Genomic DNA, 19,906 nt, shown 5'->3' on the forward strand with positions numbered 1-19,906 from the left:
TTGATAATGAACGTTATTCTGCTTGATAAAATTGCCAACCTGGGCAATCTGGGTGACCAGGTTTCTGTAAAAGCCGGTTATGCTCGCAACTACCTGCTGCCTCAGGGCAAGGCTGTTGTTGCTAACGCCGAAAACGTAAAAGTTTTCGAAGCACGCCGCGCTGAACTGGAAGCCAAAGTTGCTGCTGAGCTGGCCACTGCCACTGCTCGCGCTGAAAAAATTGCTGCACTGGAAGCTGTGGTTATCGCTTCTAAAGCCGGTGATGAAGGTAAACTGTTCGGTTCTGTTGGTACTCGTGACATCGCTGATGCCGTGACTGCCGCTGGTGTTGAACTGGCCAAAGCTGAAGTTCGTCTGCCACTGGGTGCCCTGCGCACTACTGGCGACTTCGAAGTTGAAGTTCAGCTGCACTCTGAAGTGAAAGCCATTGTTAACGTGACTATCGTTGGCGAAGCTTAAGCTTTAAGTTGCTAAAAAAACACCGCCTTTGTGCGGTGTTTTTTTATGGCCGATGATAATGGGCGGTAATTTGCCAAAGATAGGTGATTGCCGAAACTCCCCCACCTTTTCACCAAGCAGGGTGTCATGAGGTTTCCCATCCTCTTAGGTGTATCCCCCCTGTGGCTGCGCTTTTTTCTTGCCCTCCAATAAACGGGCAAAATGTGGTATAACCCCCGGTTCAATAAAAGCAGGCACTTGCCCTACAACAACCTGCTGGTCATATCCCCATGGATACTCATAAGCAATAAGGAATGAACATGCGCAAAGTATTGGCTGCAGCCTTGGCGCTGACCTCCGGCCTCGTGGTTGCCGATGAAGGACAGTGGCAACCTTACCAGATGCCTTCAATCGCCGATAAGCTCAGTGAGCGCGGGATTGCCATCCCGGCAGAGCAATTGGCAGATCTGACACAATATCCCATGAATGCCGTGGTTAGCCTGGGCTATTGCACTGCCAGTTTTGTATCACCCAAGGGGTTGGTGGTCACCAATCATCACTGCGCCTACCGGGGGATCCAGTACAACAGCACTCCGGAGCATAACTACCTGGCAGAGGGCTTTTTGGCCAAAAGCCCTGCCCAGGAACCCTCTGCAGGCCCCAATGAACGGCTTTATGTGACCGAAGCGGTCACGGATGTGAGCCAGCAGGTAACCGTTGACTTGCCCGTTGAGCCGCTGGCTCGCTATGAAGCCATTCAGGCCAATCGCAAGGCGTTGATCAAGGCCTGTGAAGCCGATGACAACTACCGCTGCTCAGTGCGCAGTTTCCATAGCGGGCTGGAATATTACCTGATCAAGCAGCTGATTATCCGCGATGTGCGCTTGGTTTATGCGCCGCCCAAAAGTGTGGGCAGTTACGGCGGCGATATTGATAACTACGAGTATCCCCGCCACAGCGGCGATTTCACTTTCCTGCGGGCTTATGTGGGCAAAGACGGTAATCCGGCGGCTTATGCTGACGATAACGTGCCTTATCAGCCCAAAAGCTATCTCAAGATTAATGCCGATGGCGTGAAAGCCGGCGACGGGGTTTTTCTGGCGGGATATCCCGGTTCCACCAGCCGCTACCGGCTGACCTCGGAACTTCGGTTTGCCAGTGATTGGTTGTATCCCACCCAGGCGGCGCGCTATCAAGCCCGTATCGATACCATCGAGCGCATGGGTGATGCCAACAAGGATGTGGCCATCAAGTACGCGGGCACTTTGGCCAGCATGGCCAACCGCATGAAAAAGCTCAATGGTTTGCTGGATGGTTTTCGGGCCACGGACATTGCCGCCATCAAACAAACGGAAGAAAACGCTTTTCGTGACTGGCTTGCCCGGCAGCCGGAGGCTGATGCGCTGACACAACAGCTTGCTCAACTGGAAACCTTGCTGGCTGAGCGGCAGCAGCGCCATCAGCAAAGCTATTATTTTGACAATGCCCAGTCCAGCACGTTGCTGAGCGTGGCCAAGCAGCTGTATCGGTTGGCCAAAGAAAATGAAAAGCCCGATGCGGAGCGTGAGGCCGGTTATCAGCAGCGTGACATGAAAATGTTTGCCGCCCGCCTTAAACGTATTGATACCAGTTTTGATGTGGCCGTGGACAACACTTTGTGGCAGATGGATGTGGATGCTTACCTGGCCCAGGATAACCGGGTTGGGGTGATGGACCAATGGCTGACAACAGACGCTGGCATCTCGCTGGCAGACAAGCTGACAGCGATGTACGCCAAGAGCGAGCTGACCTCGCAACAAAAACGGCTGGCGTGGATGCAGGCCAGCGCCGCTGATTTTGAGGCCAGCAGCGATCCTTTCATCCAGATGGCCGTGGCGCTTTATGCCACCAACATGGCGCAGGAAAAAGCCGATAAGGCACTGGCCGGGGAGCTGTCCATCGCCCGCCCCGCTTACATGAAAGCGATTATTGCCTACAACAAGTCCTTGGGTAAGCCGGTATACCCTGATGCCAACAGCACCTTGAGGATCAGCTATGGCATGGTAGATGGTTATCAGTCGCAGGATGCCTTGTATAAACAGCCCTTTACGCGTCTTGAAGGGATTGTTGCCAAACATACCGGTGTGGTCCCTTTCAATGCCCCGCAAAAATTGCTGGCCGCCATTGAGAAAGGCGATATGGGCACCCATAAAGTGCAGCAATTGTATCCTGATCCCCGCAACTGGCTGTGCCGCCTGTTTTCCTGTCTGGACAAACCGGCCCAATTCGACTCGGTGCCAGTGAACTTCCTCTCCAGTGTGGATACGACCGGCGGTAATTCCGGCTCACCGGTATTCAACGGCAAAGGGGAACTGGTGGGACTGAACTTTGACTCCACTTATGAAGCCATTACCAAGGACTGGTATTTCAACCCCACCATCACCCGTGCGGTACATGTGGATATTCGCTACATCCTGTGGATGATGGACAAAGTGGATCATGCCGACAACCTGCTGGATGAGCTGACGTTGGTACGCAACTGATGGGAACTGATGGCCCTCACCATGGCAATCAGTTATCCATATGAATATCGTAAAAAAACACCCGCTATAGCGGGTGTTTTTATGAGTGTGTTACCGTTTTAAAAGCGGTTCTCAACAGTATTTCGGGGCTGGCACCACCACCGGGATACCGAGGTTGTCAGCCCCTTGATTCTGCCTAGAAGCGGGCCGAAATGGAAAATTCCACATACCGCGGCGTTTGCCAGTCATAGGCCGCGCCATAGTACTGGTTTTGTGTTCCTTCTGCCCGGTAGCCTTCATAGTGTTCGTTCTTGGAGGTGATCTCCTGAACATCCAGCACGTTGTACACCTTGACCGAAGCCATCATGTCCACGGCATTAAGGGTGAATTGATAGTTGGCAGACAAGTCCACCCTGAAGTTCCACGGCGTGCGGCCAACGGTTCCCCGGCTGACATAATCGTAAATCTTCTCCTCTTGCTGGCAATCGCCACTGCCATTGCTGTCAGGACACTGCCCGGTATACAGGTAGAAGGTGTCACCATAGCTGCCATAAAGATGGGGATCGTTTGACGGATACCCTTGGCCGAAAGCGCTAAGTGGCCGGCCGCTGGACAGTACGCTATTGAAGCCCAGGCTTAAATCATCGGTGACATCATAAGTGCCGAACAGTTTGAACACATGGCGCCGATCATTGGCCTGATAACCGTAAGCCCCATCCATCAGGGCCGGGAAGTCAAAGTCCTGGGTCACGCCGGGATCTGCCTGCCCGATATCCGATTTCACCGCGCCTTCAAAGTTGCCTTCACTTTTACTCCAGGTATAGGTAAAGGTCAGGTGCAGATCGTCATGGTTATACTGCAGCTGGGTTTCAATGGCCTTGTAGGTGTTTTCCGCTTTGGGCAAGCCGATTTCTGCCGCGCTGTAGGTACGGCGGCTGCCGGCATCGGGAATGGAATCCCCATCGTTGTCCAATTGCCAGGTGGCGGATTTGCCAGGGTTAAGGATGGTGCAGGTGGATTGTGATGCCAAATCACCGCAATAATCATCCAGCGCGCTGGCCACTTCACGGTAAATCCCCTTGATGGAGGCGGTAGTGCTCTCGGTCAGTTGTTGCTGATAACCCAGAATGTATTCATCTTTGGCGAAGGGTTCGGCTTCCTCGCTCTGATAGGCTTCCTGGATGGTGGGGTTCGGAATGCTGTTAACCACGGTGGAGTTACCGCCATTGATGGGGGTCAGTCCTGTGGGCGCCCCGGTTTCATCATGGCCGGTGAAGGTGTAATAGGTGGTGGTGTCGCTCACCCCTGAAGCCGAGCGGTAATTGGTATTGTTGGGTACCGGCAGATAATAGCGGCCGTAGGTACCAAAGAGTTTGGAGGCGCCATCACCCATCACATCCCAGGTGAAGCCCAAGCGGGGGGCTATATCCGTATCAAATGAGGAAAACACCAAGCCGGTCACGCCAGCATTTTCAAACTTGTCTTTGCGCAGCCCCAGTTGCAGCATCAATGAATCCGTGACTTGCCAGTTATCTTCCAGATAATAGGCAGTCAAATCCGATGAAAAGGCCCCGCCACCGTCAAATATGCGGTCTTGCACAATATCCATTGGCGCCCCGGAGTTATTCATGTAGATAGGGCCGCCATTGCCCTGAATGGCACCATTGTCTTTCAGGGTAGAGTAAGTCCAGCTATGGCCGGTAATGGGCGCTGAGGTGTGCATGGTGTCGCGTTTTTGCTTGTCGTAGCCGGCTTTTAACAGGTGGTCGCCCAAGTAGTATTCAATATCGACACGGGTTTGTTTGTTGGTATCGACATTGTCGCCATAGGCTCCGCCGGGACCGCAGCTGCTGATGATGTCAGATTCCAGTATGTCGGTGCGTGAATCTGCCACTGTGGGGCAATCAAGATTGCCCGGAATATTGGTGTAATTGGCTTTGATCTCACCATACATGGCGGTGATGGACAGATCTTCGGTAATGGTGCCGTTATAGGTAATGCTTTTGGCTTCGCCGCCCCTTTTTAAGGTGGTGGTGCCAATGGATTTGCCAATCTGTTGTGATTCGGGTTTGTACTCGAACGATTCGGAGGTGGTATCGCTGCGATCGGAATAGGCAAACAGGCTCAGTGCGTGGTTGTCGGTAATATTCCAGTCCAGCTTGGCGCCCCAAAACAGGTTGTCCGAGCCGGTGGCGCTGTTTTTAACGTAACTGTTGACTGGACTGTATGCCGCCTTGCCACTGTAATCGGTATAGTTATCCTGCAAATCCCGCGGGTTAACCAGCGCGTATATGAACAGGGTGTCCTGAATAAGCGGGCCGCTGGCAGAAACCGTGTAATCCTTTAAATCGTATTCATCATTGCGCGTATCACGGAAAATGGTGCCGATGCCGCCATTCCCCCGGGAGTATTGTCCTTCAGCGGCCAGTGCCGCAGGGCGCCAATGCGCCGAGGCGCCAAATTCCCAGTCGTTGCTGCCGCTTTTGGTCACGGCGTTCATCACCCCGCCGGTGGTGCGGCCGAATTTGGCGGAATATCCGCCGGTTTTTACCTGGAATTCTTTGTAAAACTCAAAGGGTACACTGCTGCAACCTAATCCGCGGCTGGTGTTGGTAACCTCCAGTCCATTGATGTAACAGGAGTTTTCAGCTACGGATGAACCGCCAAATGAGGCGCCGCTGCCAAATTTTCCATCGCCGGAGACGGTCCCCGGCGCCAGCAGGGCAATGGAGGTGAAATCACGGGCAACAGGCATCATGTCAATGCTGTCTTTGTTAATGGTCAGGCCGGAGTCCGCCGTGGTGAGATCCACCGGATTGATACGGGCACCCACAACGGAGAGCACTTCAATATTTTGTGCGGCCTGGATATCAAACTGCGCATTGGCGTTCACCCCAAGGGAAACGGCAACACTGTCTTTGGCAACGACCGTATCGCCCTTGAAAATCGTGACCTCGTAAACGCCAAAAGGCAATTTGGCAAAGCGGAAATTGCCCTGGGGCCCTACATCCACGGTTCTTGTCAGGCCGGTTTTGGGATTGTATGCCGTTGCGCTGTATTCATTTGCTGATGCGCCTACAACGCTCAGCACCCCGTTGATGGTGGAGGTGGTATTGTCCGCCATCGCCTGGCCGGACATTCCCAGCCCCAGGGTTGCTGCCACTGACGCGGCAATCAGCGTCTTTTTCAAATCCATTGGAATCCTTCCTCGTATTATTTTTGTATTTGGCAAAATGCGTTCACACGCAGTTGTCAGTCGTTAGATGACTAACAATTGATACAATTATTTAAAATAAATGTAAATATATTGTTTATAAATTATGTATTTTCCATCAAATTGTAGGTTTTGTTAAAATCTGTCTATTTTGTGTCCATTTTGGGGCGGGCTGGACGGGGCAATTCGGCCGGCTGACCACTGTGGCCGATGGCGCAATACTCTGCTTTTGATGGATGGCGATAGACGTTACAATAAGCGCCATTATCTTGATGCGGATGCCTGCATGGGCAAGGCATGCAAGATGTTGCCACCTTGATGCCCACCGTGATGTTGCGCCAGGCGCCTACCGCTTGTGTTTTCAGGCAGCCATGCCCGTGGGCAGCGGCGGGAATGACAGTGATTTTTAGTGTGTAAGCCATACCTCGATTGGAGACTTCCGGATTTATGCCACAGCAAAGCGCGTTTAAAGCCAAAGGGGATAAACGTAAGAGTGCACAGGTTGATGCGCTGAAACTGCCGCCTCACTCCATTGAAGCCGAGCAGTCCGTGCTCGGTGGGTTGATGCTGGAAGCGGAAGCCTGGGACAAGGTGGCCGAAGTGCTGGTCAAAGAGGACTTTTACTCCCGGGCCCACAAGCTGATTTTCAGCGCCATGCAAACACTGGTGGATCACGGTCAGCCGCTGGACTTGATTACGGTTTCCGAACAGCTGGAATTAACCAATGAGCTGCAGGATGCCGGGGATTTTGCCTATCTGGGGGAGATTGCCAAAAACACGCCCAGTGCCGGTAACATCATCTCCTACGCCGAAATTGTGCGGGAGCGCGCCGTGGTGCGCGAGATGATCCGTGTGGCCCATGAAATCGCCGATGCGGGCTACAACCCGGAAGGGCGCGACTCCGGGGCGCTGCTGGATTTGGCCGAAACCAAAGTGTTCAAAATCGCCGAGCAGCGGGCCAACGCCAATGAAGGGCCGGAAGGGATCAAAACCATTCTGGAAAAAACCGTCGATAAAATCGAGCTGCTTTACAACAACCCGCACAATGGGGTGACCGGGGTATCCTCCGGCTTTTCCGATCTGGATGAAAAAACCGCCGGTTTCCAGGCGGGGGATTTAATCATTGTGGCGGCCCGTCCCTCCATGGGGAAAACCACTTTCGCCATGAACCTGTGCGAATATGCCGCCCTCAATGAAGAGAAACCCGTGCTGATTTTCAGCCTGGAAATGCCCTCCGAGCAGATCATGATGCGTATGCTGGCCTCTCTTGGGCGGGTGGATCAGACCCGTATCCGTACCGGCAAACTGGATGATGATGATTGGGCGCGAGTCTCTTCCACCATGGGGCTGATGCTGGAAAATGGCAAGATGTTCATTGATGACAGCTCCGGACTGACCCCTACGGAAGTGCGCAGCCGGGCACGGCGGGTGGCACGGGAACACGGCGGATTGTCGATGATCATGGTCGATTACCTGCAGCTGATGCAGGTACCGGCGCTGGCGGATAACCGTACACTGGAAATCGCCGAGATCTCCCGCTCCCTGAAAGCACTGGCCAAAGAGCTGGAAATCCCGGTGATCGCCCTGTCCCAGCTCAACCGTTCATTGGAGCAGCGCTCAGACAAACGCCCGGTGAACTCGGATCTTCGTGAATCCGGCTCCATTGAGCAGGATGCCGACCTTATCATGTTCATCTATCGTGATGAGGTTTATCATGAAGATTCGCAGGACAAAGGGGTGGCGGAGATCATCATCGGTAAGCAGCGTAACGGCCCCATCGGTAAAGTGCGGCTGACATTCCAGGGGCAATTTTCCCGCTTTGACAACTATGCCGGGCCGCAATTTGACGATGACTAACCCAGGCCCGGTCATTATCGGCGCGATGCTCATCGCGCCTTATCAACACGTTAATGAAGGTATGAAGTGAAACCTTTTCCCAGAGCTGAGATCAGCAGTCGGGCGCTCAAACACAACCTGAAACGCCTTCAAGAAGTGGCACCCCACAGCAAAGTGCTTGCCGTTGTCAAAGCCAATGGCTATGGCCATGGTTTGCTGAATGTGGCCAACAGTGTGTGCGATGCCGACGGTTTTGGCCTGGCGCGGCTTGAAGAGGCGCTGGAGATGCGGCGCGGCGGCATTCACGGCAAATTACTGTTGCTGGAAGGTTTCTTCCGCCGTGAAGATTTGCTCCAACTGGTTACCCATCATATCGATACCGCCGTACATCATGAATCCCAGTTGCAGATGCTGGAGCAGGCCCAACTGGCCGAGCCGGTGACCGTCTGGATGAAATTGGATACCGGCATGCACCGCTTAGGGTTTTCCCCAGCGCAGTTTCATGATGTTTACACGCGGCTCATGGCATGTCCGCAGGTGGCCAAACCCATTAATTTTATCACCCATTTTGCCTGTGCCGATGAGCTGGACAATGAATACACCCGCCAGCAACTGGCCATTTTCAACCGGCTCACCGCTCAGTTGCCCGGTGAACGCACCATTGCCGCTTCTGCCGGCACTCTGTTTTGGCCCGAAAGCCAGGCTGACTGGATCCGCCCCGGCATTGCGCTTTATGGCGTGTCGCCGCTTGATGGGGATCGTGGCTCGCGGCACGGACTCATCCCGGCCATGCGACTGGTGTCACAACTGATTGCAGTGCGGGATCACCAAGCCGGTAATACGGTGGGTTATGGCGGCCATTGGCAAGCCACAACCGATACCCGCTTGGGGGTGATTGCCATTGGTTATGGTGATGGCTATCCCCGCAATGCTTTGCCGGGCACTCCGGTGATGATTAACGGACGGCGGGTGCCGGTGGTCGGCCGTGTCTCCATGGATATGCTCACCGTGGATTTGGGCGCGGATGCCAGCGACCGGGTGGGCGATAGCGTGATCCTGTGGGGGCCGGAGTTACCGGTGGAGGAAGTGGCGGAAAAAATCGGCACGTTTGCTTATGAACTGGTCACCAAATTGACCCCGCGAGTGGCGGTGTGTCTGGAGTGACCTGGATGTTGGGGCATTTTCAATAAAACGGGGGCTGCCAATGGCAGCCCCCGTTTTATTGGTGTGTGCAAAAAACTGACGCGCGATTTTTTACACAAGGCAACAGCCGCTCAGGCGGCAAAGCGTTGCTGCAGGTAACGGGTAATGTCCCCCGATTCATAAAGCCACTGCTCCTCGCCACCTTCATGGACAATGTGCAAGCAGGGCACCTGGCTTTTACCGCCATGGCGGACGAGCTTGTCCCGGGCTTCGGCATCTTTTTGAATATTGGCCATGGTGATGGGCAGCGCCAGCCGGTGAACCTCTTTTTTCACCTTGATGCAAAACGGGCAGGTGTTGAACTGATACAGGGTCAGTTGCCGGCAAGCGTCATCCACTAGCGCCTGGGCGGCGGTTTCGCGGCTGATGGGCTTGGGTTTGGATAAGGCTGCATACAGCCACATGAATGGCATCAGCAGTCGACGTAACACAAAGAAAAACATTCGGATAATTGGGCGCATAGCAGCTCCTGCCTGTAACCGTAACAAGTGAATTAGTGATGATGAAAGTAGCGAGTTTATCAGGCAAGGCGCCAAGGGGCGAGCCATAAGCTGCCCCCGTTGGCTGGCATGGCATTGTCGGGGGCTAAGTGCTGCTCAGGGTTCCCTCAAATTTAGCGGCAATGGCGTTAATCACCTGCCGCTCCTGCAAAATGAAATTCTCAAAAGCCTGAGCCACCGGCGACAACTGCCGCCCCCGGGGATGCACCAGGCACCAGCTGCGCACAATGGGCAGCTCCTTGATGGGCAGCTCCTGCAAGGAGCCGTCCCGCAATTCCCGGTAAATGCAGTAACGGGGCAAAAAGGCAATGCCCAACCCGGCACTGACCCCCTCACGCTGGGCTTCATGGGAGTTGAATTCCACCACATTGCTGAAGCTGATGTGTTTCTGGCTGAAAAAGGTTTCACAGGCGCGGCGGGTGCCCGAGCCGTGCTCGCGGCGCACCAGGGTATATTGCTGCAGGTTTTTCAACGGTACGGGCGCCGGCAATTGGCTGAGCGGGTGTCCGGCCGGTGCCACCGCCACAATGGGATTGTTGAGAAACGGCATGAAATCCAGTGCCATGTCATCGGGCACATCGGTCATGATCACCAAATCGTCGCGGTTTTCATTGAGCCTGCGGATTAACTGGGCCCGGTTGAAGACATTGAGTACCGGGTGAATATCCGGATGGCGCTGCTGAAAGGCTGCCAGCAGGTGGGGCAACAGGTATTTGGCGCTGGATTCCGCCGCAATGCGCAAGGTGCCTTTCAGGGTGCCCCGCAGCTCCGAGAGCTGCATGTCCAGCACGTCAAGGCGCTGGAACACGTCATTGGCGGTGGTGAGCAGGTATTCAGCCGCTTCCGTGAGATAAAGTTTTTTGCCGATATAATCAAGCAGCCGTTCTTCCAGCAGTTCTTCCAGCTGCCGGACTTGCAAACTCACTGCCGGTTGGGTCAGTGCCAGCAACTCTGCGGCACGACTGTAAGAGCGTTGCTCGCAGACGGTGCGAAACACCAATAATTGCCGCAGGGTGATGCGCATGTATGAATTTTGCACAGAGCGACTCCTTATCTATAAATAATTCCTTATGATAGACAAAATAAATATTAATTTTAATTATTTTTGAAATCGCAGTAGCTTAATTCCCCTGAGGTTTATCCAATCTTGTAACAAAGAGGTTACTTTCTGTGATCAAAAAAATTCTCATCGCCAACCGCGGTGAAATAGCCGTGCGCATTATTCGTGCCTGTGCGGAAATGGGGATCCGTTCGGTAGCCGTATATGCAGATGCTGATCGCCATGCCTTGCACGTAAAGCGCGCAGATGAGGCTTACAGTCTGGGAGATGACCCGCTGGCGGGGTATCTGAGCCCGCAACGGTTGGTGGGCTTGGCGCTGGAAACCGGGTGTGATGCCCTGCATCCCGGTTATGGCTTTTTGTCTGAAAACCCCGAGCTGGCGGAGCTTTGCGCCACGCATGGCATCAAGTTTATCGGTCCGAGTGCCGACATCATCCGGCGCATGGGCGATAAAACCGAAGCGCGCCGCACCATGATGGCGGCCGGTGTGCCTTGCACGCCGGGTACAGAAGGTAATTTGCAGGATTTGGATGAAGCGCTGCAAGAAGCGGCGCGCATCGGCTATCCGGTGATGTTAAAAGCCACTTCGGGTGGCGGTGGACGGGGGATCCGCCGTTGCAATAACCGGGATGAGCTGATACTGCAGTTTCCCCGGGTGATTTCCGAAGCCACCAAGGCTTTTGGCTCCGCTGAAGTGTTTTTGGAAAAATGCATTATCAACCCCAAACACATTGAAGCGCAGATCCTTGCCGACAGTTTTGGCAGTACGGTTCACCTGTTTGAACGTGACTGCTCCATCCAGCGGCGCAACCAGAAACTGATTGAAATTGCCCCCAGTACCCAGCTAACGCCGGAACAGCGGGCCTATATCGGCAAAATGGCCGTGCGGGCGGCGCAGGCGGTGAATTATGAAAATGCCGGCACCGTGGAGTTTCTGCTCTCCGGCGATGAAATCTATTTCATGGAGATGAATACCCGGGTACAGGTGGAGCACACCATCACCGAGCAGATCACCGGCATTGATATTGTGCGCGAACAGATCCGCATCGCCTCCGGTTTGCCTTTGTCCATCAAGCAACAGGATATCCATCACCGGGGATATGCCCTGCAGTTTCGTATCAATGCCGAAGATCCGAAAAACAACTTTTTCCCGTCATTTGGCCGCATTACCCGTTATTACGCTCCCGGCGGCCCCGGGGTGCGTACCGATACCGCCATCTATACCGGCTATGTCATTCCGCCCCACTATGATTCCATGTGCCTCAAGTTGGTGGTTTGGGCGCTCAATTGGGAAGATGCGCTGGATCGCAGTCTGCGGGCACTGGATGACATGCGGGTTCAGGGGGTGAAAACCACTGCGCCCTATTATCAGCAGATTTTGCAAAATCAGGAGTTTCGTACCGGTCAGTTCAACACCAGCTTTGTGGAAAGCCATCCGGAGTTGTTGGATTACTCGGAAAAACGTCGTCCCGAACAACTGGCACTGGCCATTGCGGCGGCAATTGCCGCAAATGCTGGGTTATAACTAATGATGGTCGGCACATTGAATGCCGGCTCAGGAAGAAGAACCTATGAGCAAGAAAATCACTGTTACCGAAACCGCATTGCGTGATGCCCACCAATCGCTGCTGGCCACGCGGATGCGTACTGAAGACATGCTGCCCATCTGTCCCAAACTGGACAAAGTGGGCTTTTGGTCGCTTGAAGTCTGGGGCGGCGCGACCTTCGATGCCTGTTTGCGCTTTTTAAAAGAGGATCCGTGGCAGCGTTTGCGCCAGTTGCGCGCCGCGCTGCCCAATACCCGGCTGCAGATGTTGCTGCGGGGGCAGAACCTGCTGGGGTATCGCCATTACAGTGATGATGTGGTCACCGCATTCGTGACACGTGCCGCCGCCAACGGTATTGATGTGTTCCGGGTCTTTGATGCCATGAACGACGTGCGTAATCTGGAAACCGCCATCGAAGCGGTAAAACTGGCGGGCAAACACGCACAGGGCACCATTTGCTATACCACCAGCCCGGTACACACTACCGAGAAATTCGTGCAGCAGGCACGGGAAATGGTGGCCTTGGGCATCGACTCCATTGCGGTAAAGGACATGGCGGGATTGTTGACGCCTTATGCCACCGGTGAGCTGGTCAAAGCCCTGAAAGACAATTTTGACTTGCCGGTATTTTTGCACGCTCACGACACCGCCGGGGTGGCTGCCATGTGTCAGCTCAAGGCCATTGAAAACGGCGCCGATAACATTGACACTGCCATCGGCAGCATGGCCTGGGGCACCAGCCATCCAGGTACCGAATCCATGGTGGCGGCACTGCGTGGCAGCGAATACGACACCGGGCTTGATCTGGTCGCCTTGCAGGAGATCAGCAGCTATTTCTATGAAGTGCGCAAGAAGTATCATCAGTTTGAAAGCGCCTATACCGGTGTGGATACCCGGGTGCAGGTCAACCAGGTGCCGGGGGGCATGATGTCTAACCTGGCAAATCAGCTCAAGGACCAAGGGGCGCTGGACCGGATTAACGAAGTGTTTGCCGAAATTCCCAAAGTGCGCCAAGACCTGGGCTATCCGCCGCTGGTAACGCCCACTTCGCAGATTGTCGGCACCCAGGCGGTGTTTAACGTACTGGCCGGAGAGCGCTACAAAACCATTACCAATGAAGTGAAATTATATCTGCAGGGCCGTTACGGCAAGGCGCCAAGCCAGATGAACCTTGAGTTGCAGCGCCGTGCCATCGGCTCGGAAGAGGTGGTGGACGGGCGTCCGGCCGATTTGCTCAAACCCGAGCTGCAGGCACTGCGGGCGGATATCGGTGCGCTGGCAACCTCCGAGGAAGATGTGCTGACCTTTGCCATGTTCCCGGAAATCGGCCGCAAGTTTCTCAATGAGCGGGCAGAAGGCACGCTGGCGCCGGAGCCATTGCTGCCCATTGCCAGCACCGGCGCCGATGGCAGCCCGCTGCGTGAAGGCAGCCCGACCGAGTTTGTCATTGATGTGCATGGTGAAACCTATCACATCGACATTACCGGCATGGGCATCAAGAGTGCCAGCAAACGCCACTTTTACATGTCCATTGACGGCTTCCCCGAAGAGGTGGTGTTTGAGCCGTTAAAAGAGCTGAGCGCGGATAACCGCAAACGCAAACAGGCCAGTGCCCCTGGGGATGTGAGCACTTCCATGCCCGGTAACATTGTGGACGTGTTGGTCAATATCGGGGATAGCGTCAGCGCCGGGCAGGCCGTGCTGGTAACCGAAGCGATGAAGATGGAATCGGAACTTACCGCTCCCATCGCCGGAGAGGTCAAGGCCATCCACGTGCAAAAAGGGGACAGGATTAACCCCGGTGAAGTGTTGCTGGAAATTGCCTGAGCGGCATTAGCTGTTACCTGATCATAAAAAAATGCCCACATTGACGTGGGCATTTTTCATGGCGGTTAGCGCTGCGCTTTAGCGGGTGCGGCGCAACCAGGCCAGAGGCAACAGCAACAGTGCCAGGAAGGACAAGCTGCCGCCATTGTTGGCATTGTCAGCCTTGTCGTCCGTTTGCGGCTTGTCTGCACTCTCATCAGCCTTGAAGCTGAAGCTTGCCAGTACCGGATCGTGATCTGCCGCCCGGAATGGGTCGGCTGCATAATAGTCGGTCAGCTGCTGCGCCGATTTCGACTCCATGTTGTAATCCAGCACCGATGGCTCATCGGCATTGATATGCCAGTCGTTGGCATCCACGGCGGCTAACGCCATGTTGGCAGATACCAGCATGTGATCCATGTAGCCGGACTCGCCGCCATAAACGTAGGAGTAAGCTTCATCCGCGCGGAATTTCTGCAGCAGATCCACAAACCCTGCACTGGTGAGGGTGGTCACCGGATCTTCCTTGGCATAGGCGTTCAAGTCGCCAATTAGCACCTTGTTGGGTTGCTCACTGAGCATGGCATCGTTACTGAACCATTGCAGCAGCTCTTGGGATTGGGCCACGCGTTTGGCGTTGTAGCAGCCCTGTCCGTCATGCTGATCCGTGTTGTCATCACTGGCACTGCTGCTGCAGATTTTGGAGCGGAAGTGATTGACCACCAACGTGAAACGGTTGTCGCTGCCGGCCAGCTGGAATTGCTGGGCCATGGGCGCGCGGCTGAAAATGTCCGCGTTGTTAACCATCACATCACCTACCGGCGTCACTTTGGCGACCTGGTAAATAATGCCCACGCTGACTGCATCCGTACCCACTTTATCACCGGCGCTGACAAAGGCGTAGGTGCCATCACCCAGACGGGCATTGATATGGCTTACCAGTTCGGCAATGGCGGATGTGTCTCCAAAGCCGTCATTTTCAATTTCCATCAAGCCGATAACATCCGCATTGCTGGCAATGATGGCCGCGACGGTTTTGGCAAGCTGGCGCTCATACTCTTCTTTGGTGTCGGCGCCGCGGGCGGTGGGGAAACCTTCGCCGTTACCATCGCCATTGAACAGGTTCAATACGTTCATGCTGGCCACGGTGATATCGCCTTCAGCCAGTGAAGGCGCGTCCGTGCGGGCATTGGCGGCAATGAGGCTTGGCGCCTGGGTGGGGGAGATGTGATAGGCGTTATAGCTGTAATCCATCACCCCGGTAACAGCGGACACCTGGTCGCCGATACGCACGCTGTTACTGGCTGACAAGCCATAGGGGACATCTTCGGCATTGTCCAGCACGATGCGATTCAACTCATTGGCCTCGGCCAGTGCCTTGGCGGCATCAGAGCCGGGCGCATGCTGATTGGTGGGGGCAAACAGGCGTTGGCTTGACAGGGTCAGCTCCCCGAATTTGCCCAGCTTGCTGTTGTCGGTGACAAGCAGTTCCTGGTTAAAGCTCACCAGCATGCCTTCCAGGCTTTCCAGCGCCGCCATGGAGGTGACCGGCAGCGTTACGGCCACAGGTTGCACTTGATCCGTGCCACAACTGCTGTACTGCTCACTTAGGGTGATTTCGGTTTTATCGTGATACTCGGATACCGCTCCCATCAGGCGTACTACCGTACCCACTTCCGGCATGGGCAGTTTGGCGCGGTTGTAGACGTAAATCCCTTCGGACGTGCTGGCATCACCATCTTCATGGCGGGTTTCTTCCTGCACGAAAAAGGCATTGCTGGCACTGTTGACGGCAGTGACCACGCCCTCAATCACCACGGTGTTATCCACCATGGGCGAGCTGGCACCCTGGCCCTGAATTGCGCTGATACGTGTGGCTTCATCGCCGCATTGCCCAAGCGCCGGAGCCGGGGCGGGCACATCGTTGCCATCGCTGGCGGTATCGTCACACTGGGCATCACCATAAACCTTGGCAATCCATTCCGGATGGTCGATATAGGGGTTACGGTTACCCTGGTACTGATAGATGGCGTTGTTACGTTTTTGCTCAAAGCTGTCTACCGGATCCTGCTTGGCCCATTCCAGCAAGCGGCACAAGCGGCCAAGTTGCGGCTCGCCATTATTGGTGGTGGTATTGACCAATACCAGATCCGGCGTTACGTCACCATTGCCCTGATAGCGGGTATCCATGTACATCAACATGCGGGCAACATCGCCTTTTACCGCATCACGGGGCTCAAAGGAGTCGCTGTCAATGCGGTTTTTGGGATCTTCTGCCAGCTCGGCATCGCTGTTGTCAAAGTCCAGGTTGCCGCGGGAGGCGTTAATGGAGATGTCTGCCGGGCGCAGGTGGTTGATATCGGTATAGGCTTCATTGGCTTCGCTCTTGAAGCCATGACTTTTGGCCCATACGTGCTCGCGGTTCCAGTTGTCCGGATTACTGCTCTGAGTACCGGATCCGTTGGACATCTTGGGCATGGAGCGGCCGCTATAGAGCAAAATGACGTTATTGGCGTTTTCCGGGTCTTCATCGGTATGGGTCAGTGCGGTCCACACCTCGGCATAAGAGAGTTTTTTCTGGCCTTCGCTGATGATCAGGCTGAGTGTCTGCTTGATATTTTCAGCCGGTTGTTGGGTGTTGATGGCCGTGGTTGCGTTACCATAATATGCCTCATCGTCAAAGGTGGCAGGGTCGGCTACCGGTGCGATGACGCTACAGTTGTAACAGGGGGCGCTACCTGAGTCAGTGCCGCCGGTGTCTCCACCGCCTTCAGTGCCACCGGTATCACCACCGCCTTCACCGCCCGTGTCGCCACCGGTATCGCCGCCACCATCAACGGGCGTTGTGCTGCCACTTTGGCTATAGCTTTTGGCCGGGAAGGGCTTTTCAGCACTGCTGTTGTCACTGGCATTGTCCAGGGCATTCGTGCCACTGAATGTCCAGTGATCCAGTGCAAAGCTGTTGCCATCAGCCGTGGTACCTGTTTGGCGGTAGGCCCAGCCATCCAGATATTCCCAAGCAGTGCCCGAGCCGTCTGTCCCTACCTCGCCAAACACGTCAACCAGGGTGTCATTGCAATAAAGCTCCACGGCATCATCACCGTTAATGCCCGCGGTGCCGGTGACCATATCCGGGGCAAAGCCGAAAAACTTGCTAAAGCCTTCGCTTTCGGAGGCAATATACAAGTAGCTGCCAGCTGCAGCCGCTTTTTTCTCGAACGTGTAGACCCCTTCTGAGGCTTTGCCGTTTTTGGCAAAACCGATAGCGCAAGTGCTGATGTCACTCATGTCGTGGGTGACAAACACTTCAACGGCTTTGGGAACACCGCCGGTTAACGGGCCATCAATAACGCCGGTGATGACCATATCCGCAGAGTAGGCAGATGTAGAGATAAGTGCAGCGCCAAGCTGTACCAGTAGTTTTATTTTCATTCTATCCTCAGAAAAAATGCCAAATGATTCGGCTTTAGTGAGTTGTCAGAAATTGCAGGAATATTTCAGCGCGGGGAGTCTACTCAATAACTAATACAATTAAATTACATCATTTGCAGTTTGAAACACTTTCACCCCTTTTGTATCTTTTTCACATGTTGAATGACGAAAATATCGTCTTTTTTATATTCAAGAGGCGTTTTTTATAACGTTAGCTGGCTAATAAATCATTACCTGATTTTTATTTTTTGTTTATTGTCAGTTAGTTATGAATAAATTATTTGCTGTTTCTTTATAAGGTGATGATTTTTAAATATATAAATAAATAAAAGGCGATGACTGTTTTTAATATCGCAATAATAAAACAACTCTATGGGGTAATATCAGGTAATTTGCACATGGATATAAAAAATGGCCATGCCGATAATGGTCATGAAATACACATGGCATGAACAACGCGTTATTTAATGAAACACGGATGCTTGCGGCCATGAATGATTAACCCCATTCCGGATGCACAAAAAAGCCCACACAATGGTGGGCTTTTAAGGGGAGATAGTGCCACTGCCTGATGCCAGACAGCGGCATGTTGTGAGGGGTTACCCCGCGGTTTGCCGGTAATGATCCTGCATGGTGTAAGAGCGGGCATACAAGGCAAAGACCAGGGCGGCCAACAGGGCGAAACCGGCAAAGAAAAACATCTGAAATGCCGTTACGCTAATGCCGGTTTGCGCAATATGGCTAGTCACCGACTCGTGTTTCACACTGGCATTGGCCAGCAACACCCACAGGTTACCCACGGTAACCGATAAGGTCCAAAAACTCATGATGCTGCCTTTCATGGATTTGGGGGCCTGACTGTAGGCAAATTCCAGCCCGGTGGCGGATACCAGCACTTCGCCAAATGTCAGCAGGGCATAAGGCAATACCTGCCAGGTGATGGACATGGTATTGCCGCCGTCCATCATCAACTGAATGCTGCCAATCACAATCCATGACAAACCGGAAAAGGCGATACCCGCGCCCATTTTTCGCAGCGCCGACAGCCTGAGTCCGGCCCGCTCCAGCATGGGATACAACACAAAGTTGTTGAAAGGAATGAACAGCATCACCAGCAGCGGATTAAGGGCCTGCATCATGGCGGGTTCAAACCATTCCGGTTTGGCCATGTCATTGGCCTGCAGGATCCAGGTGGAGGCTTTTTGATCAAACAGCGACCAGAACGGGGTCACCAGGGCAAACAGGATGAGAATGCGAAATACCGCCCGCACGCCATCCACCGCTTCTTGCGGATGACTGTGAAGCGCCCGCTGCAACTGCAACGATGCCCCCATTCCCACAAATCCCATCAGCAGTACCAGTGCCAGGCACAAACTGGTGACCAGGCCTAGGCTACCGGCCTGGCTCAGGGCAAACAGTGCCAGTACGATGCCGGTAACACTCAGCCATAAGCCTTTATTGGTTTGGCCCGCTTCAGGGGTGAGCACCGCGCTTTTAATCACCGGCAAAAAGCCGTGGGGATTGCGGGCTTCCGGCACAATGTGGGTATAACGATGACGGCCATACCAGAAAAATATCGTGGCGATGAGCATCAATAGCCCCGGAATGCCGAAGGCCACTGACGGCCCCCAGAATTTGAGGATTAACGGCATGGAGAGCGATGCAAAAAAGGAACCGAAATTGATGGTGAAATAGAACATGTCAAAGGCTTTTTGCGCCAGTGACTTATTGCTCTGATCAAACTGATCTCCCATGAAGGAAGACACCAGCGGTTTTATCCCGCCTGACCCCAGGGCAATCAGGAACAAACCGGAATAGAAGCCGGTTTTGCTGGTTTCGAAAATGGCCAAAAAGGCGTGGCCGATAACATACACGATGCTCAGCCACAAAATGGTGTGGTATTTGCCAAAAAAGCGGTCTGCAATCCAGCCGCCCAGTAATGGAAAGAAATACACCCCAATCACAAAAGAGTGGAAAACGTCTTTTGCTTCCCCCTGTCGCAGTTCTTCAGGAACCGATAACAGCAGGGCGGTCATTAAAAACGGGGTGAGAATATTGCGCATGCCGTAAAAGCTGAAGCGTTCACAGGCTTCGCTGGCAATGATGAAGGGGATCTGGCGCGGCCAGCGTCCGGTGGAGGTCGATGCCATGATGGTCCTTGTCGTTATTGGTTTATGGATAGCGGATGACGCTGCGTTTGTCTGAAACAGACGATACCTAACTGTACCAGCGGCCTATGCTAAGGAAAATTGCCAATGTTTGCAGCTACCTTTTTGTAACAACCCGCGATAACCCTTAGCAATTGTGGCTGTTGGCCTAAAAAAACGGCTGTTATAGCCACTGCAACTGAATACAGGCTGAAAACAAA

11 protein-coding genes are annotated in these 19,906 nt (G+C 53.9%); 6 read left to right on the forward strand and 5 right to left on the reverse strand.

The window, feature by feature from the left end:
* Positions 1-6: 6 nt before the first annotated feature.
* Together rplI and ACIDEJ_RS07890 are read left to right on the forward strand one after the other, a co-directional pair.
* Positions 7-459, forward strand: coding sequence for a 50S ribosomal protein L9 (rplI, locus tag ACIDEJ_RS07885; RefSeq protein WP_411987539.1), 453 nt, complete (start codon positions 7-9; stop codon positions 457-459).
* 299 nt (positions 460-758) lie between these two features.
* The gene (locus ACIDEJ_RS07890; RefSeq protein ID WP_411987540.1) at positions 759-2,960 is read left to right on the forward strand and encodes a S46 family peptidase; all 2,202 of its coding nucleotides are present in this window, start codon (positions 759-761) and stop codon (positions 2,958-2,960) included.
* Positions 2,961-3,135: 175 nt separating this feature from the next.
* Here ACIDEJ_RS07890 and ACIDEJ_RS07895 read toward each other — a convergent pair whose 3' ends face one another.
* The gene (locus tag ACIDEJ_RS07895) at positions 3,136-6,135 is read right to left on the reverse strand and encodes a TonB-dependent receptor (RefSeq protein WP_411987541.1); all 3,000 of its coding nucleotides are present in this window, start codon (positions 6,133-6,135) and stop codon (positions 3,136-3,138) included.
* Between the two features lie 465 nt (positions 6,136-6,600).
* On the opposite strand from ACIDEJ_RS07895, the gene dnaB reads away from it, so the two are divergent.
* Both dnaB and alr read left to right on the forward strand, forming a co-directional pair.
* Entirely contained in the window at positions 6,601-8,010 is a 1,410-nt protein-coding gene (gene dnaB, locus ACIDEJ_RS07900; protein WP_411987542.1) for a replicative DNA helicase, read from the forward strand.
* Between the two features lie 66 nt (positions 8,011-8,076).
* Positions 8,077-9,153 carry an alanine racemase gene (gene alr, locus ACIDEJ_RS07905; RefSeq protein WP_411987543.1) on the forward strand — a complete coding sequence of 359 codons (1,077 nt, stop codon included), beginning with the start codon at positions 8,077-8,079 and terminating at the stop codon, positions 9,151-9,153.
* 110 nt (positions 9,154-9,263) lie between these two features.
* On the opposite strand, the gene ACIDEJ_RS07910 is transcribed toward alr, so the two are convergent.
* Both ACIDEJ_RS07910 and ACIDEJ_RS07915 read right to left on the reverse strand, forming a co-directional pair.
* Positions 9,264-9,653, reverse strand: coding sequence for a glutaredoxin family protein (locus tag ACIDEJ_RS07910; protein ID WP_411987544.1), 390 nt, complete (start codon positions 9,651-9,653; stop codon positions 9,264-9,266).
* A gap of 124 nt (positions 9,654-9,777) precedes the next feature.
* A complete protein-coding gene (locus ACIDEJ_RS07915; RefSeq protein WP_411987545.1) occupies positions 9,778-10,731 on the reverse strand; it encodes a LysR substrate-binding domain-containing protein in 954 nt (317 codons plus the stop codon).
* A 131-nt stretch (positions 10,732-10,862) separates the two neighbouring features.
* On the opposite strand from ACIDEJ_RS07915, the gene ACIDEJ_RS07920 reads away from it, so the two are divergent.
* Both ACIDEJ_RS07920 and oadA read left to right on the forward strand, forming a co-directional pair.
* The gene (locus ACIDEJ_RS07920; protein ID WP_411987546.1) at positions 10,863-12,278 is read left to right on the forward strand and encodes an acetyl-CoA carboxylase biotin carboxylase subunit; all 1,416 of its coding nucleotides are present in this window, start codon (positions 10,863-10,865) and stop codon (positions 12,276-12,278) included.
* Between the two features lie 46 nt (positions 12,279-12,324).
* Positions 12,325-14,127, forward strand: coding sequence for a sodium-extruding oxaloacetate decarboxylase subunit alpha (oadA, locus tag ACIDEJ_RS07925; RefSeq protein WP_411987547.1), 1,803 nt, complete (start codon positions 12,325-12,327; stop codon positions 14,125-14,127).
* A gap of 78 nt (positions 14,128-14,205) precedes the next feature.
* Here oadA and ACIDEJ_RS07930 read toward each other — a convergent pair whose 3' ends face one another.
* Positions 14,206-17,538, reverse strand: coding sequence for an ExeM/NucH family extracellular endonuclease (locus ACIDEJ_RS07930; protein WP_411987548.1), 3,333 nt, complete (start codon positions 17,536-17,538; stop codon positions 14,206-14,208).
* A gap of 599 nt (positions 17,539-18,137) precedes the next feature.
* Positions 18,138-19,688 (reverse strand): POT-type proton-dependent oligopeptide transporter, encoded by a 1,551-nt coding sequence (locus ACIDEJ_RS07935; protein ID WP_411987549.1) that lies wholly within the window; start codon positions 19,686-19,688, stop codon positions 18,138-18,140.
* Positions 19,689-19,906 lie beyond the last annotated feature (218 nt).

This window comes from Shewanella mytili (assembly GCF_046765975.1).
GTDB classification, from domain to species: Bacteria; Pseudomonadota; Gammaproteobacteria; order Enterobacterales; family Shewanellaceae; genus Shewanella; species Shewanella mytili.